Annotated in this window: 18 protein-coding genes; 16 read left to right on the plus strand and 2 right to left on the minus strand. The window is 52.5% G+C overall.

Annotated features, from left to right (window positions below; all coding sequences use genetic code 11):
• The 13 genes from HPY81_09715 to HPY81_09775 form a co-directional block, all read left to right on the plus strand.
• Positions 1 to 269: tryptophan synthase subunit alpha (locus HPY81_09715; GenBank protein NPV27691.1), on the plus strand; the 269-nt coding region annotated here is incomplete at its 5' end.
• On the plus strand, positions 256 to 1,098 hold the full coding sequence (aroF, locus tag HPY81_09720) for a 3-deoxy-7-phosphoheptulonate synthase (protein NPV27692.1): 843 nt from the start codon (positions 256 to 258) through the stop codon (positions 1,096 to 1,098). The genes HPY81_09715 and aroF, both read left to right, overlap by 14 nt.
• Positions 1,099 to 1,241: 143 nt before the next feature.
• Positions 1,242 to 1,460 (plus strand): GerAB/ArcD/ProY family transporter, encoded by a 219-nt coding sequence (locus tag HPY81_09725; protein ID NPV27693.1) that lies wholly within the window; start codon positions 1,242 to 1,244, stop codon positions 1,458 to 1,460.
• The gene (locus HPY81_09730) at positions 1,460 to 1,705 is read left to right on the plus strand and encodes a hypothetical protein (GenBank protein NPV27694.1); all 246 of its coding nucleotides are present in this window, start codon (positions 1,460 to 1,462) and stop codon (positions 1,703 to 1,705) included. Before HPY81_09725 ends, HPY81_09730 begins: the two co-directional genes overlap by 1 nt.
• A gap of 137 nt (positions 1,706 to 1,842) precedes the next feature.
• Positions 1,843 to 2,391 (plus strand): bifunctional pyr operon transcriptional regulator/uracil phosphoribosyltransferase PyrR, encoded by a 549-nt coding sequence (gene pyrR, locus HPY81_09735; GenBank protein ID NPV27695.1) that lies wholly within the window; start codon positions 1,843 to 1,845, stop codon positions 2,389 to 2,391.
• Between the two features lie 166 nt (positions 2,392 to 2,557).
• Complete coding sequence (locus tag HPY81_09740) at positions 2,558 to 3,499, plus strand: aspartate carbamoyltransferase catalytic subunit (GenBank protein ID NPV27696.1); 942 nt, start codon at positions 2,558 to 2,560, stop codon at positions 3,497 to 3,499.
• Positions 3,483 to 4,790, plus strand: a complete 1,308-nt coding sequence (locus tag HPY81_09745) for a dihydroorotase (protein NPV27697.1) — start codon at positions 3,483 to 3,485, stop codon at positions 4,788 to 4,790. The genes HPY81_09740 and HPY81_09745 overlap by 17 nt, the downstream gene beginning before the upstream one ends.
• An 18-nt stretch (positions 4,791 to 4,808) precedes the next feature.
• Positions 4,809 to 5,894 carry a glutamine-hydrolyzing carbamoyl-phosphate synthase small subunit gene (gene carA, locus HPY81_09750; protein NPV27698.1) on the plus strand — a complete coding sequence of 362 codons (1,086 nt, stop codon included), beginning with the start codon at positions 4,809 to 4,811 and terminating at the stop codon, positions 5,892 to 5,894.
• Between the two features lie 37 nt (positions 5,895 to 5,931).
• Positions 5,932 to 9,162, plus strand: a complete 3,231-nt coding sequence (carB, locus tag HPY81_09755; protein ID NPV27699.1) for a carbamoyl-phosphate synthase large subunit — start codon at positions 5,932 to 5,934, stop codon at positions 9,160 to 9,162.
• 49 nt (positions 9,163 to 9,211) lie between these two features.
• The gene (locus HPY81_09760) at positions 9,212 to 10,030 is read left to right on the plus strand and encodes a dihydroorotate dehydrogenase electron transfer subunit (GenBank protein NPV27700.1); all 819 of its coding nucleotides are present in this window, start codon (positions 9,212 to 9,214) and stop codon (positions 10,028 to 10,030) included.
• Positions 10,023 to 10,937 (plus strand): dihydroorotate dehydrogenase, encoded by a 915-nt coding sequence (locus tag HPY81_09765; protein ID NPV27701.1) that lies wholly within the window; start codon positions 10,023 to 10,025, stop codon positions 10,935 to 10,937. The genes HPY81_09760 and HPY81_09765 overlap by 8 nt, the downstream gene beginning before the upstream one ends.
• A 39-nt stretch (positions 10,938 to 10,976) precedes the next feature.
• Complete coding sequence (gene pyrF, locus HPY81_09770) at positions 10,977 to 11,705, plus strand: orotidine-5'-phosphate decarboxylase (GenBank protein ID NPV27702.1); 729 nt, start codon at positions 10,977 to 10,979, stop codon at positions 11,703 to 11,705.
• Positions 11,699 to 12,274: an orotate phosphoribosyltransferase gene (locus HPY81_09775; protein ID NPV27703.1), complete on the plus strand. Its 576-nt coding sequence runs from the start codon at positions 11,699 to 11,701 to the stop codon at positions 12,272 to 12,274. The genes pyrF and HPY81_09775 overlap by 7 nt, the downstream gene beginning before the upstream one ends.
• Before the next feature lie 233 nt (positions 12,275 to 12,507).
• On the opposite strand, the gene HPY81_09780 is transcribed toward HPY81_09775, so the two are convergent.
• Positions 12,508 to 12,942 (minus strand): nucleotidyltransferase domain-containing protein, encoded by a 435-nt coding sequence (locus HPY81_09780; GenBank protein NPV27704.1) that lies wholly within the window; start codon positions 12,940 to 12,942, stop codon positions 12,508 to 12,510.
• 111 nt (positions 12,943 to 13,053) lie between these two features.
• A complete protein-coding gene (locus HPY81_09785; GenBank protein ID NPV27705.1) occupies positions 13,054 to 14,829 on the minus strand; it encodes a fibronectin/fibrinogen-binding protein in 1,776 nt (591 codons plus the stop codon).
• 227 nt (positions 14,830 to 15,056) lie between these two features.
• Between HPY81_09785 and HPY81_09790 the strand changes: the two genes are divergently transcribed.
• The 3 genes from HPY81_09790 to HPY81_09800 all read left to right on the plus strand — a co-directional run bounded on the left by HPY81_09790 (position 15,057) and on the right by HPY81_09800 (position 20,517).
• On the plus strand, positions 15,057 to 16,031 hold the full coding sequence (locus HPY81_09790) for an amidase domain-containing protein (GenBank protein ID NPV27706.1): 975 nt from the start codon (positions 15,057 to 15,059) through the stop codon (positions 16,029 to 16,031).
• Between the two features lie 124 nt (positions 16,032 to 16,155).
• Complete coding sequence (locus tag HPY81_09795; GenBank protein ID NPV27707.1) at positions 16,156 to 17,523, plus strand: hypothetical protein; 1,368 nt, start codon at positions 16,156 to 16,158, stop codon at positions 17,521 to 17,523.
• A 210-nt stretch (positions 17,524 to 17,733) separates the two neighbouring features.
• Positions 17,734 to 20,517, plus strand: coding sequence for a calcium-transporting P-type ATPase, PMR1-type (locus HPY81_09800; protein ID NPV27708.1), 2,784 nt, complete (start codon positions 17,734 to 17,736; stop codon positions 20,515 to 20,517).
• Positions 20,518 to 20,607 lie beyond the last annotated feature (90 nt).

Here is a 20,607-nt window from a genome sequence, read left to right on the forward strand (position 1 = left end):
GGGATCATGTCCCAGCCGATATTGAAGATTTCATTAAGCGGGTGAGAAGTTGCTGTACCCAGCCGCTGGCAATCGGCTTCGGGATTTCTAATCCCGCGCAGGCGGCCCGGCTGGCCCGCCTGGGGGATGCGGTGATTGTCGGTAGCGCCATCGTCAGGGTGGTAGAGCAGTATTCCGCTGACCCGGCGAAGATGTTGGCTGAGGTTGCCAGGCTGGTGCGGCAGTTGAAACAAGCCATCAGGGGGGGAGAGGAAAATGGAACCCTATAAACTCGTGGCCCGGACTGAGGCCACAAAGCGAACCACCATTCAGGTAGGGGAGGTGACCATCGGCGGCACGGAAATTGTCATAATCGCTGGTCCCTGCGCCGTGGAGGGGCGAGAAGAGTACCTGACCACTGCTCTTCAACTCAAGGCGTTGGGCGCCAACCTTCTGCGGGGAGGGGCGTTCAAACCCCGGACTTCACCTTACTCTTTTCTGGGGTTGGGGAAAGAAGGACTGGCCATCCTGGCCGAGGCCCGTCAGCTCACTGGTTTACCGGTGGTCACCGAGGTCATGGATGTGCGGGACGTGGAACTCGTGAGCGTTTACGCGGATATCCTTCAGGTGGGCAGCCGAAACATGCAGAATTTTACCCTGTTACGGGAATTGGGGCAGGTTAATCGACCGGTTTTATTGAAACGAGGACTCTCAGCCACCATTGAGGAATGGCTGCTGGCCGCCGAATACATTCTGGCGGCGGGCAACCCGCAGGTCATTCTTTGTGAGCGGGGAATCCGGACCTTTGAAACGCAAACCCGGAACACGGTGGACATCAGCGCGGTGCCGGTGGCCAAAGAACTCACGCACCTGCCAGTGTTTGTTGACCCCAGCCACGGGACCGGCCGGTGGAAAATGGTGAATCCGGTGGCGCGGGCCGCGGTGGCGGCCGGGGCCGACGGTCTAATGATCGAGGTCCACCCCAATCCCGAATTGGCCCTGTCGGACGGACCGCAATCACTGACCCCGCGGAATTTCGGCAAACTGGTGCAGGATGTATCTTCCATCGCGTTGGCGGTTGGCCGCCAGGTTTCTGTCGCAAATTTAATCCTGGCCTGAGACCACCTTGTTAGAAAAAATAGCCATGAATAGATGAAAAAATATTAATATTAACAATAATGCTACTAAAAAACAGCCGCCTTTAATTGTTTATTTCGCCAGAAGAATAAACAAAATTTGGCTCGAGGTAAAAATAAAAAACGGTGAAAACCAGTCAGCAGGCTATTTTTATAATCATATTTGTTAATATTGCAACATCGGTTCTATTCATTCCCAGTGAAGAAGCTTCTTTCCTCGGGCAAAACGCGTGGGTGGCTGTAGTTTTAGGCACATTTTTGGCTGCTTTGTTCGCATATTATCCGTTAGCTGATTTGGGAATGCGCTATCCTGGACAGAAATTTTTCAATATAGCGAGTCTATAATGGAACGTTATTTAGGTAAATTATTTGGTCTGCTGCTTATTTACATGTTCTTCCAGCTCCATTGCTTTAGTTTAAGGGAGTTTAGTGAATTGTCCGTCGTTTTCTTGCCTCAAACCCCTACAATTCTTTCCACATTCTGCTTTTCACTAGCGCCGGCACTTCCGGAGCAATTACAGCAAAAACACCCAATATGTAAAGTTCTTGACAAGGCTCAGCCGATCACTTATCATAATCTTAATGATTAAGATGCCTTTAAGCAGTCCCGTGAGACTAGCAAGGGTGACATACTGGGGAAGGCCATAAATGGCTTTAACTTTTGCGCATTAGCCTGCTTGCTGGTCAAAGTGAGCAGGCTTTTCTGTATTGTAAGGGGGTTAAAGGAATGACCGGTCAACCGAAGGCCCAAATCATGGACGCCGACCAGATTCGACGGGCCTTGACCCGGATCGCCCACGAAATCATCGAAAAGAACAAAGGGATAGCTAACGTGGTCCTGGTGGGGATTCGTCGCCGTGGGGTTCCTCTGGCCGAACGACTGGCCAGAAAAATCGCTGAAATTGAGGGTCAATCTGTTCCGATTGGAACGTTGGATATTACCCTTTACCGGGACGACTTGACGATGTTGACAGTTCAGCCGGTTGTGCACCGGACAGAAGTTCCGGTGAGCGTCACCGGAAAGACCATTGTCCTGGTGGATGACGTTCTCTACACGGGACGGACAATCCGCGCGGCCCTGGATGCCTTGATGGATTTGGGCCGGCCGCAGGCCATCCAGTTGGCAGTGCTGGTCGACCGGGGCCACCGAGAACTCCCGATTAGAGCTGATTACGTGGGAAAAAACGTACCGACGTCGAGAAAGGAAATCGTACACGTCAAGCTGGTAGAGGTTGACGGCGAAGAACGCGTGGTGATTGAAGAGCACAGCGGCTAGTGAATACCCTTTAATTTAGTCCAGCGAGACTAAAAAGGGGAAAGTCTCAAACAGCAGTGCTTGGGAATGACCTCTTGATTAGTCTCGCAGACTAATAGGGAGGTCTTTTTATTGTAGATAACATTAATTTCTGCTGATTATTAAATTATCAAAGGGAGGGTTATTGATGGGGTTAAACCGCAAAGACCTGCTGGGACTCGAGGACCTTTCAGCCGAAGAAATCAAGCTGATTTTAGACACGGCTATCCCGATGAAAGATATCATGCACCGGGACATTAAGAAGGTACCGGCTTTGAGAGGAAAGGTGATCGCCACCCTCTTCTACGAGAACAGCACTCGAACCCGGACCTCGTTTGAACTGGCCGGCAAGTATATGAGCGCTGACACTGTCAGTCTGGCGGTGGCTACCAGCAGCGTCCAAAAAGGAGAGAGCTTGCGGGATACGGCGAAAACCATTGAGGTTATGGGAGTAGACGCGGTCATCATCCGGCATCAAGTATCGGGGACCCCGCACTATTTGGCCAGGCACCTCAAGGCCTCGGTGATTAACGCAGGTGATGGTCAGCACGAGCACCCGACTCAGGCCCTGCTTGATATGTATACGATCCGCGAGAAGAAAGGCCGGATCGAGGGCTTAAAAGTGGCCATCCTGGGCGATATCCTCCATAGTCGGGTGGCGCGGTCGAACATTTGGGGCCTGACCAAACTGGGTGCGGAAGTACGAGTTGTTGGCCCTTCAACCTTGATGCCGTCCGAGATTACCAGGTTAGGGGTCAAAAGTTTCTACCGGGTCGAGGAGGCACTAGAAGGGGTGGATGTAGTCAACGTCCTGCGTATCCAACTGGAACGGCAACAAAAAGGACTTTTCCCGACCATCCGTGAGTATTCGCGCCTGTTTGGTTTGACTAACGAGCGCTTGAAGTATGCTCAGCCGGATGTTCTGGTCTTGCACCCGGGGCCAATGAATCGGGGCGTCGAGATTTCTCCCGAAGTAGCTGATGGACCACATTCGGTAATTAATGAACAGGTGACCAACGGAGTAGCGATCCGGATGGCGATCCTGTACCTGTTACTGGGAGGAGGGACAGTCAGTGAAATTGTTGGTTAAGGGTGGTCAGGTGATTGACCCGGCGAATGGGATTAACCAGAACGCCGACCTGCTGATTGAGAAAGGTAAAATTGCCGCCATCGGGGCGAGCCTGACGGTTGACCGCGAGACCGAGGTCATTGACGCTACCGGGAAGATCGTTACCCCAGGCTTGATTGACATGCATGTCCATCTCCGTGAACCAGGTTTTGAGGCGAAAGAAACCATTAAAACGGGGACCCGGGCGGCGGCCATGGGTGGGTTCACCTCTGTTGCCTGTATGCCGAACACAAAACCGGTGGTGGATAACCAGGCAGTGGTGGAATTTATCAAGGCGCGGGCCGCACAGAACGGATTGGTTAACGTCTATCCGATTGGCGCGATCACCAAAGGCTCTGGTGGGGAAGAACTGGCTGAAATTGCCGACTTAAAGGCGGCCGGGGCAGTCGCCCTGTCAGACGATGGACGGCCGGTGATGAACGCCGAGGTGATGCGGCGGGCTCTGGAATACGTGAAAATGTTTGACCTGCCGATTATCTGTCACTGTGAAGACCTGCACCTCTCCGCTGAAGGGGTGATGAACGAAGGTTACTGGTCAATGGTTCTCGGGCTTAAGGGAATTCCCAACGCAGCCGAAGAAGTTATGGTGGCGCGCGACCTGATCTTAAGTGAAATGACCGGGACCCCGGTACATATCGCCCATGTCAGCACGGCCGGGAGCGTCAGGCTGATTCGGGAGGCTAAGCAGCGCGGCGTTAAAGTCACAGCTGAGGTTACTCCCCATCATCTGACTTTGACTGATGAGATCGTTAAGAATTTCGATACTTACACCAAAGTCAATCCTCCCTTGCGGACACCGAGTGACATTGCGGCCTTAAAGCAGGGCCTGGTTGATGGGACCATTGATGTGATCGCGACCGACCACGCTCCCCATACGCTCGAAGAAAAGGATGGGGAGTACACCTTTGCCTCATTTGGGATCGTGGGCCTGGAAACAGCGGTTCCCCTGATCTGGTGGGAACTGGTTGAACGGGAGAAGATGCCGCTGGAAACAGTGGTGGCGAAACTGACCATTAACCCAGCGCGCATTCTGGGGTTGCCAAAAGGCACTTTATCAGTTGGGGCTGACGCTGACATCACCGTGATCGATCCACGCCTGGAGTTGGTGGTGGACATAGATAAGTTTGAATCAAAGGGTAAGAACTCCCCCTATAATGGTTGGTTGCTGCGCGGCTGGCCGGTGATCACCATCGTTGGCGGTCGAGTAGTCATGAAGGACCGGCGGATTGTGGAGCAACATCAACAAGGATAAACAGCACAGGAGGATGACATGGCTAAAGGTTACTTGGTATTGGAAGACGGCAGCGTATATTTAGGAGAGGCTTTCGGTGCAGTAGGCAAGCGCAGCGGCGAAGTGGTGTTTAACACCGGGATGACGGGTTATCAGGAGGTTCTGACAGACCCATCGTACTGCGGCCAGATCGTGACCATGACCTACCCGCTGATCGGCAACTACGGGGTGAACAATTGGGACTTTGAATCCAAGCATCCAGCGGTCCGGGGGTTTGTGGTGAAGGAAATGTGTGATTTTCCCAGCCACTGGCAGTCCAACGCTAGTCTGGATGCTTTCTTACGGCGTTATGGGATTATCGGCCTCCAGGGGATTGATACTCGGGCCCTGACCAGGAAGATCCGGACCCATGGGACGATGTGGGGGATTATCACCACTGAGACTGCGGACATCCCTGGCCTCCTTCAGGAAGTCAAAACGAATAGCGGTTTTGCCGGCGTAGATCTGGTGCGTCAGGTCACTACGCCGCAGGCCTATGTGCTGACCGGTGGAGAAAAGCGGGTTGTCTTGGTTGACTTTGGCACCAAGCAGAACATTGTCCGCACTCTACACCAGCGGGGATGTGAGGTGGTAGTGGTTCCCTGTTATTACAATGCTGACCAGATTTTGGCTTACCAACCTGATGGCATCGTCCTGTCCAACGGACCCGGTGATCCGAAGGCAGTCAGTTATGGAATCCAGACGGTCAGAGACCTGATCGGTACAGTGCCAATCATGGGAATTTGTTTGGGGCACCAGATTCTCGCTCTGGCTTTTGGTGGTGATACTTACAAGCTGACCTTTGGCCACCGGGGGTCCAACCATCCCGTCAAGGACTTGGAAACTGGTCGAGTTTACATTACCTCGCAGAACCACGGTTACGTTGTTGATGAGAAATCGCTTGATCCCGCGGAAATCTGGATTTCGCACCGCAACCTGAATGATGGAACGGTGGAAGGGATGCAGCACCGGCGGTTGCCCATTTTCTCGGTTCAATATCACCCAGAAGCCGCGCCTGGTCCCCACGATTCGGAATACCTTTTCGACAAGTTCTTAACCTTGATGGACCAGAAGGTGCTGATGTAGCTCCAGAAAATAATTGAAGCAACAGGGGGAGAAGCTTATGCCTAGAAGAGCGGGAATTCACAAAGTGATGGTGATCGGCTCCGGTCCGATCATTATTGGCCAAGCGGCTGAGTTCGATTATGCGGGTACCCAAGCGTGTCGGGCGCTGAAAGAAGAGGGCCTTGAAGTAGTGTTGGTCAATAGCAACCCAGCTACCATTATGACTGACGCCAATATTGCCGATCGGGTGTACATTGAACCGCTGACCAGAGAGTTTGTCGCCAAGATCGTCCGTCAGGAGAAACCAAACGGGTTGTTGCCGACCCTGGGCGGCCAGGTGGGTCTTAATTTGGCTTTGCAGCTGGCCGAGGATGGCTTCCTGACCCAAGAAGGGGTTGAACTCCTGGGGACGCCACTTTCGGCGATCAAAAAGGCCGAGGACCGGGAATTGTTTAAGAAAATGATGCAGGAGATCAAGGAACCCGTCCCAGAAAGCCGGATTGTCAACCGGGTAGAGGATGCGGTCGCCTTTGCCGAGAAGATCGGCTACCCGGTCATTGTTCGTCCCGCCTATACTCTGGGTGGGACCGGCGGTGGGGTTGCGCACAATGTCCAAGAACTGGAAGCAATTGCCGCCCGAGGGCTAAAATACAGTATTATCAAACAAGTGCTGATTGAGCGCAGCGTCGCGGGTTGGAAAGAGATCGAATTCGAGGTAATGCGGGACTCGGCTAACAACTGCATTACGATCTGCAGTATGGAAAACATTGATCCCGTAGGGATTCACACGGGAGACAGCATTGTCGTCGCTCCCGCGCAAACCCTCACTGACCGGGAGTATCAGATGCTTCGGACGGCCTCCCTGAAGATCATTCGGGCCCTGGGGATCGAGGGCGGCTGTAATATCCAGTTCGCCTTGGACACCCGGAGCCAGCAGTACTATGTCATTGAGGTAAACCCACGGGTCAGTCGGTCCAGCGCCCTGGCCTCCAAGGCGACGGGTTACCCAATCGCCAAGGTGGCCACAAAAATCGCCATCGGTTATACCCTTGACGAAATTCGCAATGCGGTCACGGGCAAAACCTACGCCTGTTTTGAACCGACCATCGATTACGTGGTGCTAAAAATTCCTCGCTGGCCATTCGACAAGTTCTCGCTGGCCGACCGCATTTTAGGGACCCAGATGAAGGCGACCGGCGAAGTGATGGCGATTGACCGAACCTTCGAAGCTGCTCTGATGAAAGCGATTCGCTCACTTGAACTCGGGATTTACGGCCTGAAGGTGGATGCCTTTAGCCAGTTGGACCGCGAGGCATTGCTCGAGAAGATGCGGGAAGCAGACGATGAACGCCTCTTCGTGGTGGCAGAAGGGTTCAGGCGGGGCATGTCTATGGCCGAAATCAACGAAGTTACCAACATCGACCCGTTTTTCCTGGCTAAAATTCAGAAGATCGTCAACCTGGAACGTGAACTGGCCCAGGCCCCGCGTGATGATGGAGGTTTTCCAGAACCGCAACTGATCAGCCGGGCGAAGAAAATGGGTTATGCTGATGTTGATCTGGCCAAACTGCTTGGCAAGAGTCAGCTTGAGGTCAGGGCCTTCCGCAAGCAACACGGGATTGTGCCGGTGTACAAAATGGTTGATACCTGTGCTGCCGAATTTGCGGCGGAAACCCCGTATTACTATTCAGCCTATGAGCAGGAAGATGAGGCTGAACCCGACCAGGTGCCCAAAGTGGTGGTTTTAGGTTCTGGGCCAATCCGTATTGGTCAGGGTATTGAGTTTGACTACTGCTCGGTGCACTCAGTCTGGGCTCTGCGCGGCACTGGCCGACAGGCCATCATCATCAACAACAACCCAGAGACGGTCAGTACCGATTTCGATACCTCGGACCGGCTGTACTTTGAACCTTTGATCCCGGAAGATGTACTTAATATCCTAGAGAAAGAGCAGCCCGAAGGAGTGATCGTGCAGTTTGGCGGGCAAACCGCGATCAATCTGGCCAAACCACTGGCTGACGCGGGGATCAAGATTCTGGGTACCTCAGTCGAAGATATTGACCGGGCGGAGGACCGAGATCGGTTCGACCGTCTCCTGATCGAACTGGGAATCCCCAAGCCGCCGGGACGTACAGCTATTTCAGTCCCCGAAGCCAAGGAAATTGCGGCAGAGATTGGGTTTCCAGTACTGGTGCGGCCTTCGTATGTCCTGGGTGGACGGGCGATGGAGATCGTCTACAGCCAGGAGGAATTGGATGAATACATGGCCACTGCGGTCCGGGTTTCGCCGCAGCATCCTATTCTAGTTGACAAGTATGTGCAGGGAAAAGAAGCAGAGGTGGACGCCATTAGCGACGGCGAAGATGTGCTGATCCCCGGCATCATGGAACACATTGAACGGGCTGGTGTTCACTCCGGGGACAGCGTTGCAGTTTATCCGGCTTATACCCTTTCAGCAGATGAAACGAATCAGATCATTGATTATACAATTAAACTATCTCGAGCCTTGCGGGTAAAAGGATTAATTAATATTCAGTTTGTGATCAAGGACGGCCGGGTCTATGTAATTGAGGTTAACCCCCGGTCAAGCCGGACGGTGCCTTATCTCAGCAAAGTCACCGGCATCCCGATGGTCAAGGTGGCGACGGAGATTATCCTGGGTAAAACCCTGAAAGATCTGGGTTACCGACATGGACTGCACCCAGCGCCAAACTTCTACGCGGTTAAAGTGCCTGTCTTTTCGTTCGCTAAGCTCCTCCAGGTTGACATCTCGCTGGGACCGGAGATGAAATCGACGGGCGAAGTGATGGGTGTCGACCAGAGCCTGGACCGGGCCTTGTACAAAGCGTTTGTGGCGGCCGGCATCGATATCCCCACCCAGGGGACGATTCTGGCGACAATCGCGGACAAAGACAAAGCCGAAGCCGTTCCTTTGCTCAAGGCCTTTACCGACCTGGGGTTCTATCTGGTAGCCACCAGTGGGACAGCGCAGTACCTGCGTGAGGCTGGTCTGGAAGTGGAGAAAGTAAACAAGATTCGCGAGGGTTCACCTCATATCATTGACCTCATCCGCGGCGAGAAAATTCACTTTGTCATCAATACCCTGACCAAAGGGAAGATGCCGGAACGGGATGGGTTTAAAATCCGCCGGGCAGCGGTGGAACTGGGCATCCCCTGTTTGACTTCGCTGGATACGGCGGCGATCATCAAGCAGGTGTTATGCTCACTCCACCGCGGTGAGGAATTCCAGTTGGTGCCGCTGCAGGAGTATTTCAGGAGTATTTATTGATCTAGTAGTTACCCATCTTTAAGCTCGAACAAGGAAAGGCGGTTTTAGAGTGCCAATAGTGATGCAAACAGAAATAGTTAAAAACGAGCGGGTTGCACCTGAGCACTACCTGATGCAGTTTGTTTCACCAGAGATGACAGAAGAGGCAAAACCCGGTCAATTTGTCCATATTCGGATTGGCAGTGGTTGGGACCCGTTGCTGCGGCGACCGATCAGCCTTCACCGCTGGGATCGTAAAACCGGCGTGGTAACTCTATTGTATCGAGTGGTCGGTCGGGGAACGCGGTTGCTGGCGGCGATGAAGCCGGGGGAGCAACTTGACGTTATGGGTCCCTTGGGCCGTGGTTTTGACCTGACAGTGGCCGGCTCCCATCCGGTGGTAGTGGGAGGAGGAATTGGGGTGGCCCCCCTCCTGGCCCTGGTGGAGGAGTTGAGCGCTCAGGGGGCGCAGGTCACCATCTTAATCGGGGCCAGAACTCGCGAACTGGCACTGGGTGTTGAGACCTTCCAGGCTACTGGGAGTGAGGTCGAAGTTGTTACCGAGGACGGCAGCCTGGGACACGCGGGTTTAGTGACTGAACGGCTGAGACAACTGGTGGCGGAGAAGACCGTCTCCAGCATTTATACTTGTGGGCCAGTACCGATGTTGAAAGAAGTGCAGCGGCTAAGTATGACCCACCGTATTCCCCTGCAGGTAGCGGTTGAGGAACATATGGGTTGTGGTGTTGGGGCCTGTCTGACCTGTGTCTGTAAAGTTAAACGGGCTAACACGCCAGAAGATCATGCGCCTGACCGTGGATGGGATTATGCTCTGGTTTGTACTGAAGGACCAGTGTTTCGCGGGGAAGAGGTGAGCTTTGATGACTAGGTTGGCGGTTAACATCGGGGGAATCAAAATGGCAAATCCGGTCACGACAGCCTCGGGAACATTCGGATTTGGTCCTGAGTATGCTCCGTTCATTGACCTGCGTCGACTGGGGGCGATCGTGGTCAAAGGGACTACATTAGAACCGCGCCTGGGTAACCCACCACCCCGCATTGTCGAAACCCCAGCGGGAATCCTGAACTCGGTCGGTCTGCAAAACCCCGGGGTTGATGCCTTTATTGCGCAAAGCCTGCCTTACTTGCGCGGAATCGGGGTGCCGGTGATTGTTAACATTGCTGGCAATACGGTTGAAGATTACGTTGAAGTGGCCCGGCGGCTGGATCGGGCTGAAGGGGTGGCGGGCCTGGAGGTGAATATTTCCTGCCCCAACGTGAAGATGGGCGGATTGGCTTTTGGTACCGACCCCAAAATGGCGGCGGAAGTGATTGGTGGGGTGCGCGCGGCGACGCGTTTGCCGATTATTGCTAAGCTTTCTCCCAACGTAACCGATATTGTCAAAATAGCCCGGGCAGTCGCTGATGCCGGTGCCGATGCTCTATCGCTGATCAACACGCTGTTGGGCATGGCGATTGATATCCGGCGGCGGAAACCGATCCTGGCCAACGTGATGGGTGGATTATCGGGTCCAGCGATCCGTCCCGTGGCCGTGCGGATGGTCTGGCAGGTGGCCCAGGCGGTGCCCCTACCGATTATCGGCATGGGCGGGATCATGAACGCGGCGGATGCGCTCGAGTTTATCCTGGCCGGGGCCAGCGCGGTAGCGGTTGGAACGGGTAATTTCGTCAATCCCCGGGCGACCATGGATGTTATAGCGGGAATTGAGGCGTATTGCCAAGAGTTTGGCGTGGAGGATATCAACGACTTGGTCGGAGCAGCCTGGAAGAAGTAGTTTTGGGAATTATATTTTGCTCAAGGAGGTCGATAACTAATGCTTTCAGCTAAAGACCGCCTGATCGTGGCCCTGGATGTGGACAGCCAGGTAGAGGCAGAGCGCCTGGTGGAGTTGCTCTACGACCAGGTGGGCATGTTCAAGGTCGGCATGCAGTTGTTCAACAGCGAGGGACCGGCTATCCTGGAGGTGGTCAAACGCCTGGGGGGACGCATCTTCGCTGACCTGAAGTTTCACGATATCCCCAACACGGTGGCCCAGGCGGGTAAGGTGATGACCCGACACGGGGTACATATGTACAATGTGCACGTAGCCGGCGGCAGGGAAATGATGGAGGAAACGGTGAAAGTCACGCGTCAGGAGGCCGAACGACTGGGGATACCAAGGCCCCTGGTAATCGGGGTGACGGTTCTGACCAGTATTAGCCAGGAGCAATTAAGCAGGGAGATCGGCATTGAGCGGAATTTGACCGAGCAGGTGGTGGCCTGGGCGAGGTTGGCGCAAGAAGCCGGTCTTGATGGAGTGGTGGCTTCGCCCCAGGAGATTGCGTCGATCCGGGCGGCCTGCGGGCCGGACTTTCTCATTGTTACTCCTGGAGTCAGACCCCGGGGAACGGCTCTGAACGACCAGAAGCGGGTCATGACCCCCGGTGAAGCAGTTAAGGCGGGGGCCTCTTATCTGGTCATTGGTCGGCCAATAACCGGTGCGGCTAACCCGCGTCAGGCGGCCAAAGATATATTAACAGAGATGGAGGAATCAGCATGTTGACACGCGAAGAAGCTTTAGCCATGTTTAAAGAGGACCAGGCCCTGCTGGAGGGGCACTTCCGACTGACTTCGGGGAGACACAGCGACCGGTACATGCAGTGCGCCTTGGTTCTCCAACACCCTGACCATACTGCGCGGCTCGGTGAAGAACTAGCCCGACGTTTCCGCGGTCAGCGGATTGACCTGGTGATCGGACCGGCGATGGGGGGAATTATTGTCGCCTACGAAGTTGCTCGGGCCTTAGGCGTGCGGGCTCTCTTTACCGAGCGGGAAAACGGAGTGATGAGCCTGCGCCGTGGCTTCACCATTAAGCCGGGCGAGAAAGTCCTGGTTGTTGAGGATGTCGTGACCACCGGCGGCTCGGTCCAAGAAGTGATCGAGGTGGTCAAGGGCCAGGGCGGAGAAGTCGTTGGCGTTGGGGTACTGGTTGACCGTAGCAATGGGCAGGTCAAGTTTGGCGTCCAGCAGGAGGCGGTGCTGACCCTGGACGTGGTCTCCTGGCCGGCCGAGGAGTGCCCGCTATGTAAGGAAGGATTGCCCGTGGTCAAGCCGGGTAGCCGGCAGGTCTAAGCGAACCCACGGTGCGCAAGAACGTAATTGGCGATAAGTAAGCCAGGAGGATTATGTCTCCTGGCTTTAAGTTTTTGCTGAAATTTTATAAGTATGACACCGGAATTACAGGAACCTCTCGGCCGCCCAGCGGATAAAGTCTTCTTTGAATTGTTGGAGTGTGACCGCTTTAAGTGAGCGCAAACGGCGCGAGGAGTTTTCTATAAACTATAATGAAGATCTTATCACAGACCTTATCTTTGTTGACCATTGAGATAGGCCTCCCGTAGTGAAACGTCAAATTCGCGTTGAAACCGGCTTAGATCAAGAGAAAAGTCCCTGTACTCTTTAAACACCCGCTCATGAAAATTGTTTACGGCCTGGGGATCGCGTTCGTATATGAGACAGCCGGTGCTAATAACCTTAAACATCATGGTCAACGGGGCACGATTGAGCACAGTCAGGTTAACGTCATCTTCGCGCAGCACCTCGCAGATCTCAGCGTGCAACTCCAACTGATCGGCCAGGTTGAAATCTTTCTTCAGGTCTAAAATGACAGCCAGGTCGACATCGCTTAACGGGGTTTGATACTTGGTGCCGTAGAAACCATATAAGTACATGGCAATGATGTGCTGATTATTTTGACAGTAGTTAATTAAAGAAGGAATATGCTCATCGATGTTGATCATAGTTGGTTTTTTGGCCAGACGAACCAAAGACTATCCTTCGATTTATAAATTATTCTATAATTTACATATTACCATAGCCTCTGGAACAAGTCGAACGCCTGTTCGCATTTTTCACTGTTTTCTTAATCGGCTCACCAGCTCCTCAGTCGGCGTGACGTAAATGGTCCGCTGGTGATCGTAGAGCACCCGCCCAGGTGGGGTGCCTTTGAGCTTGCGGATATTTTTCCGCTGTGTGTAATCAACCGGCACCGCGCTGGAATTTTTGGCCCGGCTAAAATAAGCGGCCAGAACAGCGGCCTCTTCCAGGGTCCGGCTGGGAATCTCTTTACCTGCCGGCACTCTGACGATTACGTGTGAACCGGGGATGTTTTTGGTGTGGAACCACCAGTCTTCTTTCTGAGCTAGGCGCAGGGTCAACCAGTCGTTTTGTTTGTTGTTGCGGCCAACCAGGATCTCCAGTCCATCTGAGGAAACAAATACCCTTGGCTCCATGGGCATTTCTTTTGTTTTAGTGGGATGGTTTTTACCTGGGGCAATCTTGATTTTTAAGTAGCCTTCTTCCTGCAGCTCCTGCTCAATTTCAATCAGTTCAGCCAGACTCTGGGCCTGTTCTATCGCGGTTTGCACCGATTCCAGGTAATCGATTTCCTCCTGAGTTTTTGCTAATTGCTTCTGAATAATCGATAAGCTGTCCCGTTTCTTCGCGTATTTTCGAAAGTATTGTTGGGCGTTTTCGGCCGGGGTCAACTGTGGATCTAGCACGATCCGGACCGGTTTCTCGGTCGGATCGTAAAAGTTAGGTAATTCCACTTCTGTGTCTCCCAGTTTTAACTGCCATAAATAAGTGGTGAGCAACTCCCCCGCGATCCGCCAGTTTTCCGCGTCCTGGACTTCAACTAAACTTTCTTCCTGGAGAGCTCGTTTTTTATAACACCGGCTGAGTTCGTTGTCAACTAATTTTATTAAGCGCTGATACCGCTCCTGCCACTGACGCTGACATTGCTTCTCTGCGTAATATGTCTCGAGCAAATGGTTGATGGTTGGATAGCAGGTAAAATCACCGCTACCCAGGTGAGTGAGTTCAACGGCGGAAAAGGCCGTCTTCCCGCTCTTAACCACAATGGTCGGGCAATAATTTTCTGTAGCAATAGTTTCCTGCAACCACCTCACTGCCCGCCATAAACAGTGCAGCTCGTACTCGCCACAGTGATGTAACTGGAGATCGAACGGCAGACCAGCGCGAAAAACCAGTTCTCGAGCTAGGAGTTGGCTGACCCCGATTAAGGTTTGAAAAAGAATATCGGGTAAGGTTTTATCCCAGGCTGATGACCAGATAATGTCCCGTAATTCCTCTTCTTGGATGATCAGCGGGTTGAGTTTTCCCTGGTTGGGCGGGGCCAGGTAGGTTCGCCCGGGTAAAACCTCCCGGTAGCGGCTGACTGCGTGAGTGTACCGTTTGATGCCGTCTAAGATTGTCTGATCTTCTGCCTGAACCAGGATAATGTTGCTGTGTTTCCCCATGATCTCACAGATTAAGATCTTTTCCGAAAGTTGTCCCAACTCGTTTGGTGATTCAATATACAGGTGAAGGATTCTTTCGAAATTCGGCTGTTCAATTCGGATTATGCGGCCGCCCTCTAGGTGTTTGCGCAGGACCATGCAGAACATGGGGGGAGTAAGAGGATTGGCTTTCGTTTCGGTGGTCAGATGAACTCGGGCATCTTGGGCCTGGGCAGACAGAATAAGCTTGTAATTTTGGCCGGGTTGACGGATATGTAACATGATTTCTTCCTTCTCTGGCTGATATACCCGGTCAATTTTCCCCTGAATGATTATTTTGCTTAATTCGGCGCGTACCGCGGCCAGTACCAAACCGTCGAAGGCCATCGCCATTAGCCTCCCTTTTTTGCATACTGATTCCCTTGCAGTATAGCATTGGGGACGGAATAGTGTCAATTTTCATATCATAGGGCAGACAGATTGGAAACAGAAACGCCGGCAAAGAAAAACTGAGTATGGCGAGAGGAGAGATTAGTACGGTATATCAACGGGTATCATTAAATCCACTACCAAAATCGTGTTCAGCGGCTGATAAAATTCCGCCAGATTTGCTGGTGACTGTGCAAGATTACTATCAAGCTTGGCACCAGGCAACCCAAATTGAGGACCAAGGGGGGTTATGGCGTTACTATTACTATAATACGGAAGAGGATGACAAGTCGGGCTGGGAGTACTGCAGCCGCCAAATCAAGAGATGGAGAAGTTTAAATCGTGCGCGTTTGCTCAACATTCTCGATCACCGAACCCAGGTCGAGCTTGACTTGATTGATGGCGATGGAGAAGCAATCTATAACCTGGCAGTAATCAGAACGACTCTGACCCGCTACCGTCAGTTGGGGCAAGTCAAGGCCCAAGCGATCCGACAGCGGGAGAAATTGACGTGGGCGAAACGGGGTGGACAATGGGTGATCACAGCTAGCCAGCAGGAGGTAGATGGTTATCCTTGGCCGCCCGAACCCCTTCAGTCGTCAATGCAACTGCAACTGCTGGCGAGGCGTAGGTGGCCTGAAATATCGACGGTGGCTAGTGGACAATACAACCGGCAGCGAGCAGTAAGCTACGCTGCGCGCTGGTGGAATGATTTTAACCCCCAGTACAAACGATTTGCTGTCGATTGTACTAACTTCGTATCGCAGACACTACGGGCAGGGGGTGCGCCCATGACCTATGTGGGGCAGCCTCGGGGTTGGTGGTACCTTGGTAGTGGTGGGGAGAGTGACCGCTGGAGCTTGAGTTGGGCAGTGGCGCACAGCCTGCGGTGGTATTTGCCGACCAGCCAGACTGGTTTACACGCCAGCGAGGTGGAAAGTGCCGACCAACTGCAGTTGGGGGACGTGATCAGTTATGACTTTGACGGGGATGGCAAGTGGCAGCACTCAACGGTGGTAGTAGATTTTGATGCCTATGGTCAACCCCTGGTGGCCGCCCATACGGTAGCTGCGTTCAGACGGTATTGGACATATCAGGATTCTCCAGCCTGGTCGGAAAACATTCAGTACAAATTCTGGCATTTACCTGAACGATTCTAACGTATTTTGACACGGTGCGTGAAACTTGCGACCGAATATAGCTGGTGTATAGAGGGAATTTGATAAAGTAGAAAGAATATGTAATAATACGCTGGTTAATTTTGGCCAAAGGGAGTGACGTGCGGTGAAACGGAAGACTGTAGGAGGCGTTCTCATACCCATGCTCCTGATTGGAATAGGGCTGTTTTTTTGGTGCAGTCGTCCGGGAGTTTTTCAGCTTAATGCAGAAGGGGCTACCTTTCTTCCGTTAAAAACCGCAAGTTTTGAGCACCCCTCAGCCGATCCGCAGATGGTCAAGGGTTACCTGGTTGCAATTAATACAGAGGACAGAACTCTGGATATTATTGGTCACGAACCAGCTGAGGCGAAATTCAGAGTCAAAATCCAACCGGCAACTCGACTGATTTATCTGCATAGAACTGGTGGTTGGCTGGTGAAGTTTGAGGACCTTCGTCCTGATTTCTACGTTGAGGCGAGTATTGACAGTACCGGCACGGCCAGGGAAATCGTTTTGCGTGCGCCGCAGAAACAGCCGGTGTTCCTGGGGGAAGTGATCTGCCAACCCAGTTTTCCCCTGGCAGGGTTGAAGGTTTCGCCTGACGGTAAGCGGATTGCCCTGCTCGGAGAAGGGTACGACCATGGTCTTTCATACCTCAATGAAGAGGGAAAGACCGTTATCATCGGTCAGACGTTGAGTCGGAGTTTGTCCTGGTCGCCTGACGGTCAACACCTGGCTTTTGTTAAACAGGAAGAGGTTCGAGGAAAAGATGAGAAACTTTGTGTGTTCTCATTCGCTAATGGCCTGGTGCGGGTGATTAAAACGACCAGGTCGACTCCCCAACAGGTCAACGGATTTAGTTACGTAGCCTGGTCGCCGGACGGTCGAACAATCGCTTATGGGGACTGGACGGGGCTGCCTTATTCGGAGGGTTACACTCAACAAATTGCCTTGATCTCGCCCGATGGAGGGACGGAAAAACCGGTGGCCACTGATTTTGTCGATACATCGATGCTAAATTGGTCGCCCGATGGATGCTACCTGTTGATTAATGAAGTGCTCAGCCCGGAGATGACTGATGCGTTGATTAAGCAGATTGAAGTTGCGACCCGAGAGGTGACGGATTTGACTTCCCTGGCTAAACCAGGTGATTTGTTTCCAAGCTATTCTCCTGATGGAGCCCTGATCGCCTTTCTTAGGAAAGATGGGGTTGCTGATACCATATGGCTGATGGATCGCCGTGGACAATGCCGCCGTCAGGTTGCCCGTGAGGCTGGTCGAATCTATGGCCTTTGCTGGGTCGATGCCAGCCACATTGTCTACTGTAACCAGGATTCACGCGAATTGATTGGAGTGAATTTACTCACTGGCCAGAAGCGATGGTTGACCAGTGGTCTGGAGCCGAACGTGGTTGGGCGCACGCTGTACTATCTGGATCGACCGGCCAATGATGGGGAGCAGCACATTTATAAGTTGAAGCTGGAGGACTTCTAAAAGCAATTTAAAAACTCTCCAACTCGGTTTGTTCGCTATGCCATAGTGGACAAAAATTACCCTATTCCTGGGTTCAAAGGAATAGGGTTTCTTTTTGCGTATATGCTGCCATTCCAGTTATTTTTTATCATCAATGTGAATATGAATATGAGGAAGCCGATACCAAATACGGCTGATAATTGTTCAGGGCTTAAAAGGAGGTCTTATATGATGAATCCCTCGGGACAATGGCACTCGCTCGACCTAATCGAAGCCACAACAAAATTGGGGACGGATCTGCGCAAGGGATTAAGTAGTAAAGAGGCAACTCGACGCCTTGAGCAGTATGGTCCAAATCAACTGGCTGAGCCAACACGCATATCTCCAATCAAGATGTTTATTTCCCAGTTTAAGGATTTTATGGTTCTTATCTTGCTGACGGCCACGATTATTTCAGGATTGCTCGGTGAGGTGGCGGATGCGATAACCATCTTGGCGATTGTGGTTTTAAATGCCACATTGGGATTTATTCAAGAGTATCGGGCGGAAAAATCTATGGAAGCCCTGAAGAAACTAACTGCTCCTGAAGCCAGGGTGCTCAGAGATGGCCTAGAAAAAAAAATTCCGGCGGCTGATCTGGTGCCTGGTGACCTAGTGAACCTGGAAACCGGCGACCGGATTGCGGCGGACCTGCGTCTAACCAAGGCGGTTAACCTGGAGATCGAGGAATCAACATTAACGGGAGAGTCCATTCCAGTGAAAAAGCGCACTGATAAACTACCAGACCCGGAGAGCGGTTTGGGTGACCGACGGAACATGGCTTACATGGGAACAGTGGTTACTCGCGGACGGGGTCAGGGTTTGGTTGTTAGTACCGGCATGCATACAGAGATGGGACAAATCGCCGCGATTATGCAGACCGTAGGAGAAGAGGATACCCCACTGCAAAAACGCCTGGAACAGCTGGGCAAGATTCTGGTTTTTCTCTGTCTGGGAATCTGTGCTGTGGTTGCTGTTACCGGTATCTGGCGGGGTGAGTCCCCTATGCAAATGTTTCTATCGGGGATCAGCCTGGCGGTGGCGGCTATCCCCGAGGGACTCCCGGCGATCGTCACAATCGCTCTGGCGATTGGGGTGCAGAAAATGATTCGCCGTCAGGCGATCGTACGGAAATTGCCAGCGGTTGAAACTCTAGGCTGTGCAACTGTGATTTGTTCGGATAAAACCGGCACACTGACAAAAAACGAGATGACGGTGCGGCAAATTTTTGTCAACGGCCAGACGATTCAGGTCACCGGGGAAGGTTATGAACCCAGAGGGGAATTTGAATTAAAAGGGAAACCCTTAACCAAAAAAGAACGGGAGGGCTTGGATAAACTGCTCAAGATAGCGGCGATGTGTAACAATGCTCAGCTCAAAAGAGAGAAGTTGAGTGTTAAAGACTGGATAACTGGCAAGAAAGGCAACCGTGAGTGGAGCATTAGCGGGGACCCGACGGAAGGGGCCCTGGTTGTTTTGACCGCGAAAGGAGGAGTCACTCAGAAGGAATTAGAAAAGCAGGAGCCACGACTGACTGAACTTCCTTTTGACTCTGAACGGAAGCGGATGAGTGTGGTTTGTCAGAAGGATAACGGGCAGCGCACTGCCTATGTAAAAGGAGCACCGGATGTCATCCTCGACCTGTGTGATTACATTGAACTCGCTGGCCGAGTGGTTCGGTTGACCAATGAGCATAAGGACTTGGTTCTTCGACACAATGAAGATATGGCCCGGCAGGCCCTTCGCGTGTTGGCTTTCGCTTACCGGGAGTTACCGCCCAACTTTGAAGAGCTTGAAGTGGATACTGTGGAAAAAAATCTGGTTTTTGTTGGTCTGGCCGGGATGCTCGATCCCCCGCGACCGTCGGCCATCCGGGCAGTTGAGTTGTCGCAAGCAGCGGGAATAAAGACAGTGATGATAACTGGGGATCACCAGGTCACCGCCTGTGCCATTGCTCGTGAACTCGGGATCATCCGTGGGAAGGAACAGTCAGTCACCGGGAAGGAACTTGACCGGTGGTCAGATGAGGAACTGGCCAAAAGGGTAGACGACATTGCGGTTTATGCCCGGGTATCTCCCAAACACAAACTGCGGATTGTTCGTGCCCTAAAACAGCGCGGCCACATTACGGCTATGACAGGAGATGGGGTCAATGACGCCCCGGCTGTCAAGGAAGCTGACATCGGCATTGCCATGGGGAGAACGGGTACGGATGTGACGAAGGAAGCCTCGGCGATGGTCCTGGCGGATGACAACTTTGCCACTATTGTAGCGGCAGTTGAAGAGGGGCGAGCCATCTACGATAATATTCGCAAGTTCATCCGCTACCTCCTGGCCTGCAATACGGGAGAGGTCTTAACCATGTTTTTAGGGACTTTAATGGGATTGCCGCTTCCCCTCCTTCCGATCCAGATGCTCTGGGTCAATCTGGTCACCGATGGCTTGCCGGCGATCGCTTTAGGGTTGGAAAATGCGGATCCCGATGTAATGCGCCGACCACCTCGTCATCCGCGCGAAAGTGTTTTTTCTCACGGTCTAGGAGGGAAAATCGCTTCCCGCGGTGCCCAGATCGGCTTGGTGACGCTGCTGGTTTTTTTGATCGGACTCTTCCTGTTACCAGCAAGGGGTGGTGACCAAATCAGTCAAGCCCGAACGATGGCGTTCTGTACCCTGGTCTTTTGTCAGTTGTTTTATGTGTTTGATTGTAAATCGGAGCATTATTCGGTGTTTGAGCTCGGATTTTTCTCTAATCCATATTTAGTACTGGCAGTAGTTTGTTCTGCATTGATGCAACTGACTGTAATATACGTTCCGTGGCTGCAGAATGTTTTCCATACTGTCCCGCTTCACCCGTTACAATGGACGATCTGTTTGGTTGGCGGCGGTTGGCAAACGGTTATGGCAGGGATTTATTACTGGGTTATCCATCCAATAAGACTAAAGTTTGTTTATCTCAGGGTGCACCATTCTCGCTAGGTTGCTCAAGCGGTGGAAAACCTACACTGTTTTTTCTTTTTCTAAAAAAGGATTTTCGTTTTTCTGGTCGAAATACTATGCTTTAAATGA

This window comes from Bacillota bacterium (assembly GCA_013178045.1).
In the GTDB taxonomy this organism is placed as follows: Bacteria; Bacillota; Ch66; order Ch66; family Ch66; genus Ch66.

Excerpts from the sequence above, each read along its gene's own strand:
- aroF (NPV27692.1), top strand. The coding sequence starts at position 256 with ATGGAACCCTATAAACTCGTGGCCCGGACTGAGGCCACAAAGCGAACC.
- HPY81_09730 (NPV27694.1), top strand. The coding sequence starts at position 1,460 with ATGGAACGTTATTTAGGTAAATTATTTGGTCTGCTGCTTATTTACATG.
- pyrR (NPV27695.1), top strand. The coding sequence starts at position 1,843 with ATGACCGGTCAACCGAAGGCCCAAATCATGGACGCCGACCAGATTCGA.
- HPY81_09740 (NPV27696.1), top strand. The coding sequence starts at position 2,558 with ATGGGGTTAAACCGCAAAGACCTGCTGGGACTCGAGGACCTTTCAGCC.
- carA (NPV27698.1), top strand. The coding sequence starts at position 4,809 with ATGGCTAAAGGTTACTTGGTATTGGAAGACGGCAGCGTATATTTAGGA.
- carB (NPV27699.1), top strand. The coding sequence starts at position 5,932 with ATGCCTAGAAGAGCGGGAATTCACAAAGTGATGGTGATCGGCTCCGGT.
- HPY81_09765 (NPV27701.1), top strand. The coding sequence starts at position 10,023 with ATGACTAGGTTGGCGGTTAACATCGGGGGAATCAAAATGGCAAATCCG.
- pyrF (NPV27702.1), top strand. The coding sequence starts at position 10,977 with ATGCTTTCAGCTAAAGACCGCCTGATCGTGGCCCTGGATGTGGACAGC.
- HPY81_09775 (NPV27703.1), top strand. The coding sequence starts at position 11,699 with ATGTTGACACGCGAAGAAGCTTTAGCCATGTTTAAAGAGGACCAGGCC.
- HPY81_09780 (NPV27704.1), bottom strand. The coding sequence starts at position 12,942 with ATGATCAACATCGATGAGCATATTCCTTCTTTAATTAACTACTGTCAA.
- HPY81_09785 (NPV27705.1), bottom strand. The coding sequence starts at position 14,829 with ATGGCCTTCGACGGTTTGGTACTGGCCGCGGTACGCGCCGAATTAAGC.
- HPY81_09800 (NPV27708.1), top strand. The coding sequence starts at position 17,734 with ATGAATCCCTCGGGACAATGGCACTCGCTCGACCTAATCGAAGCCACA.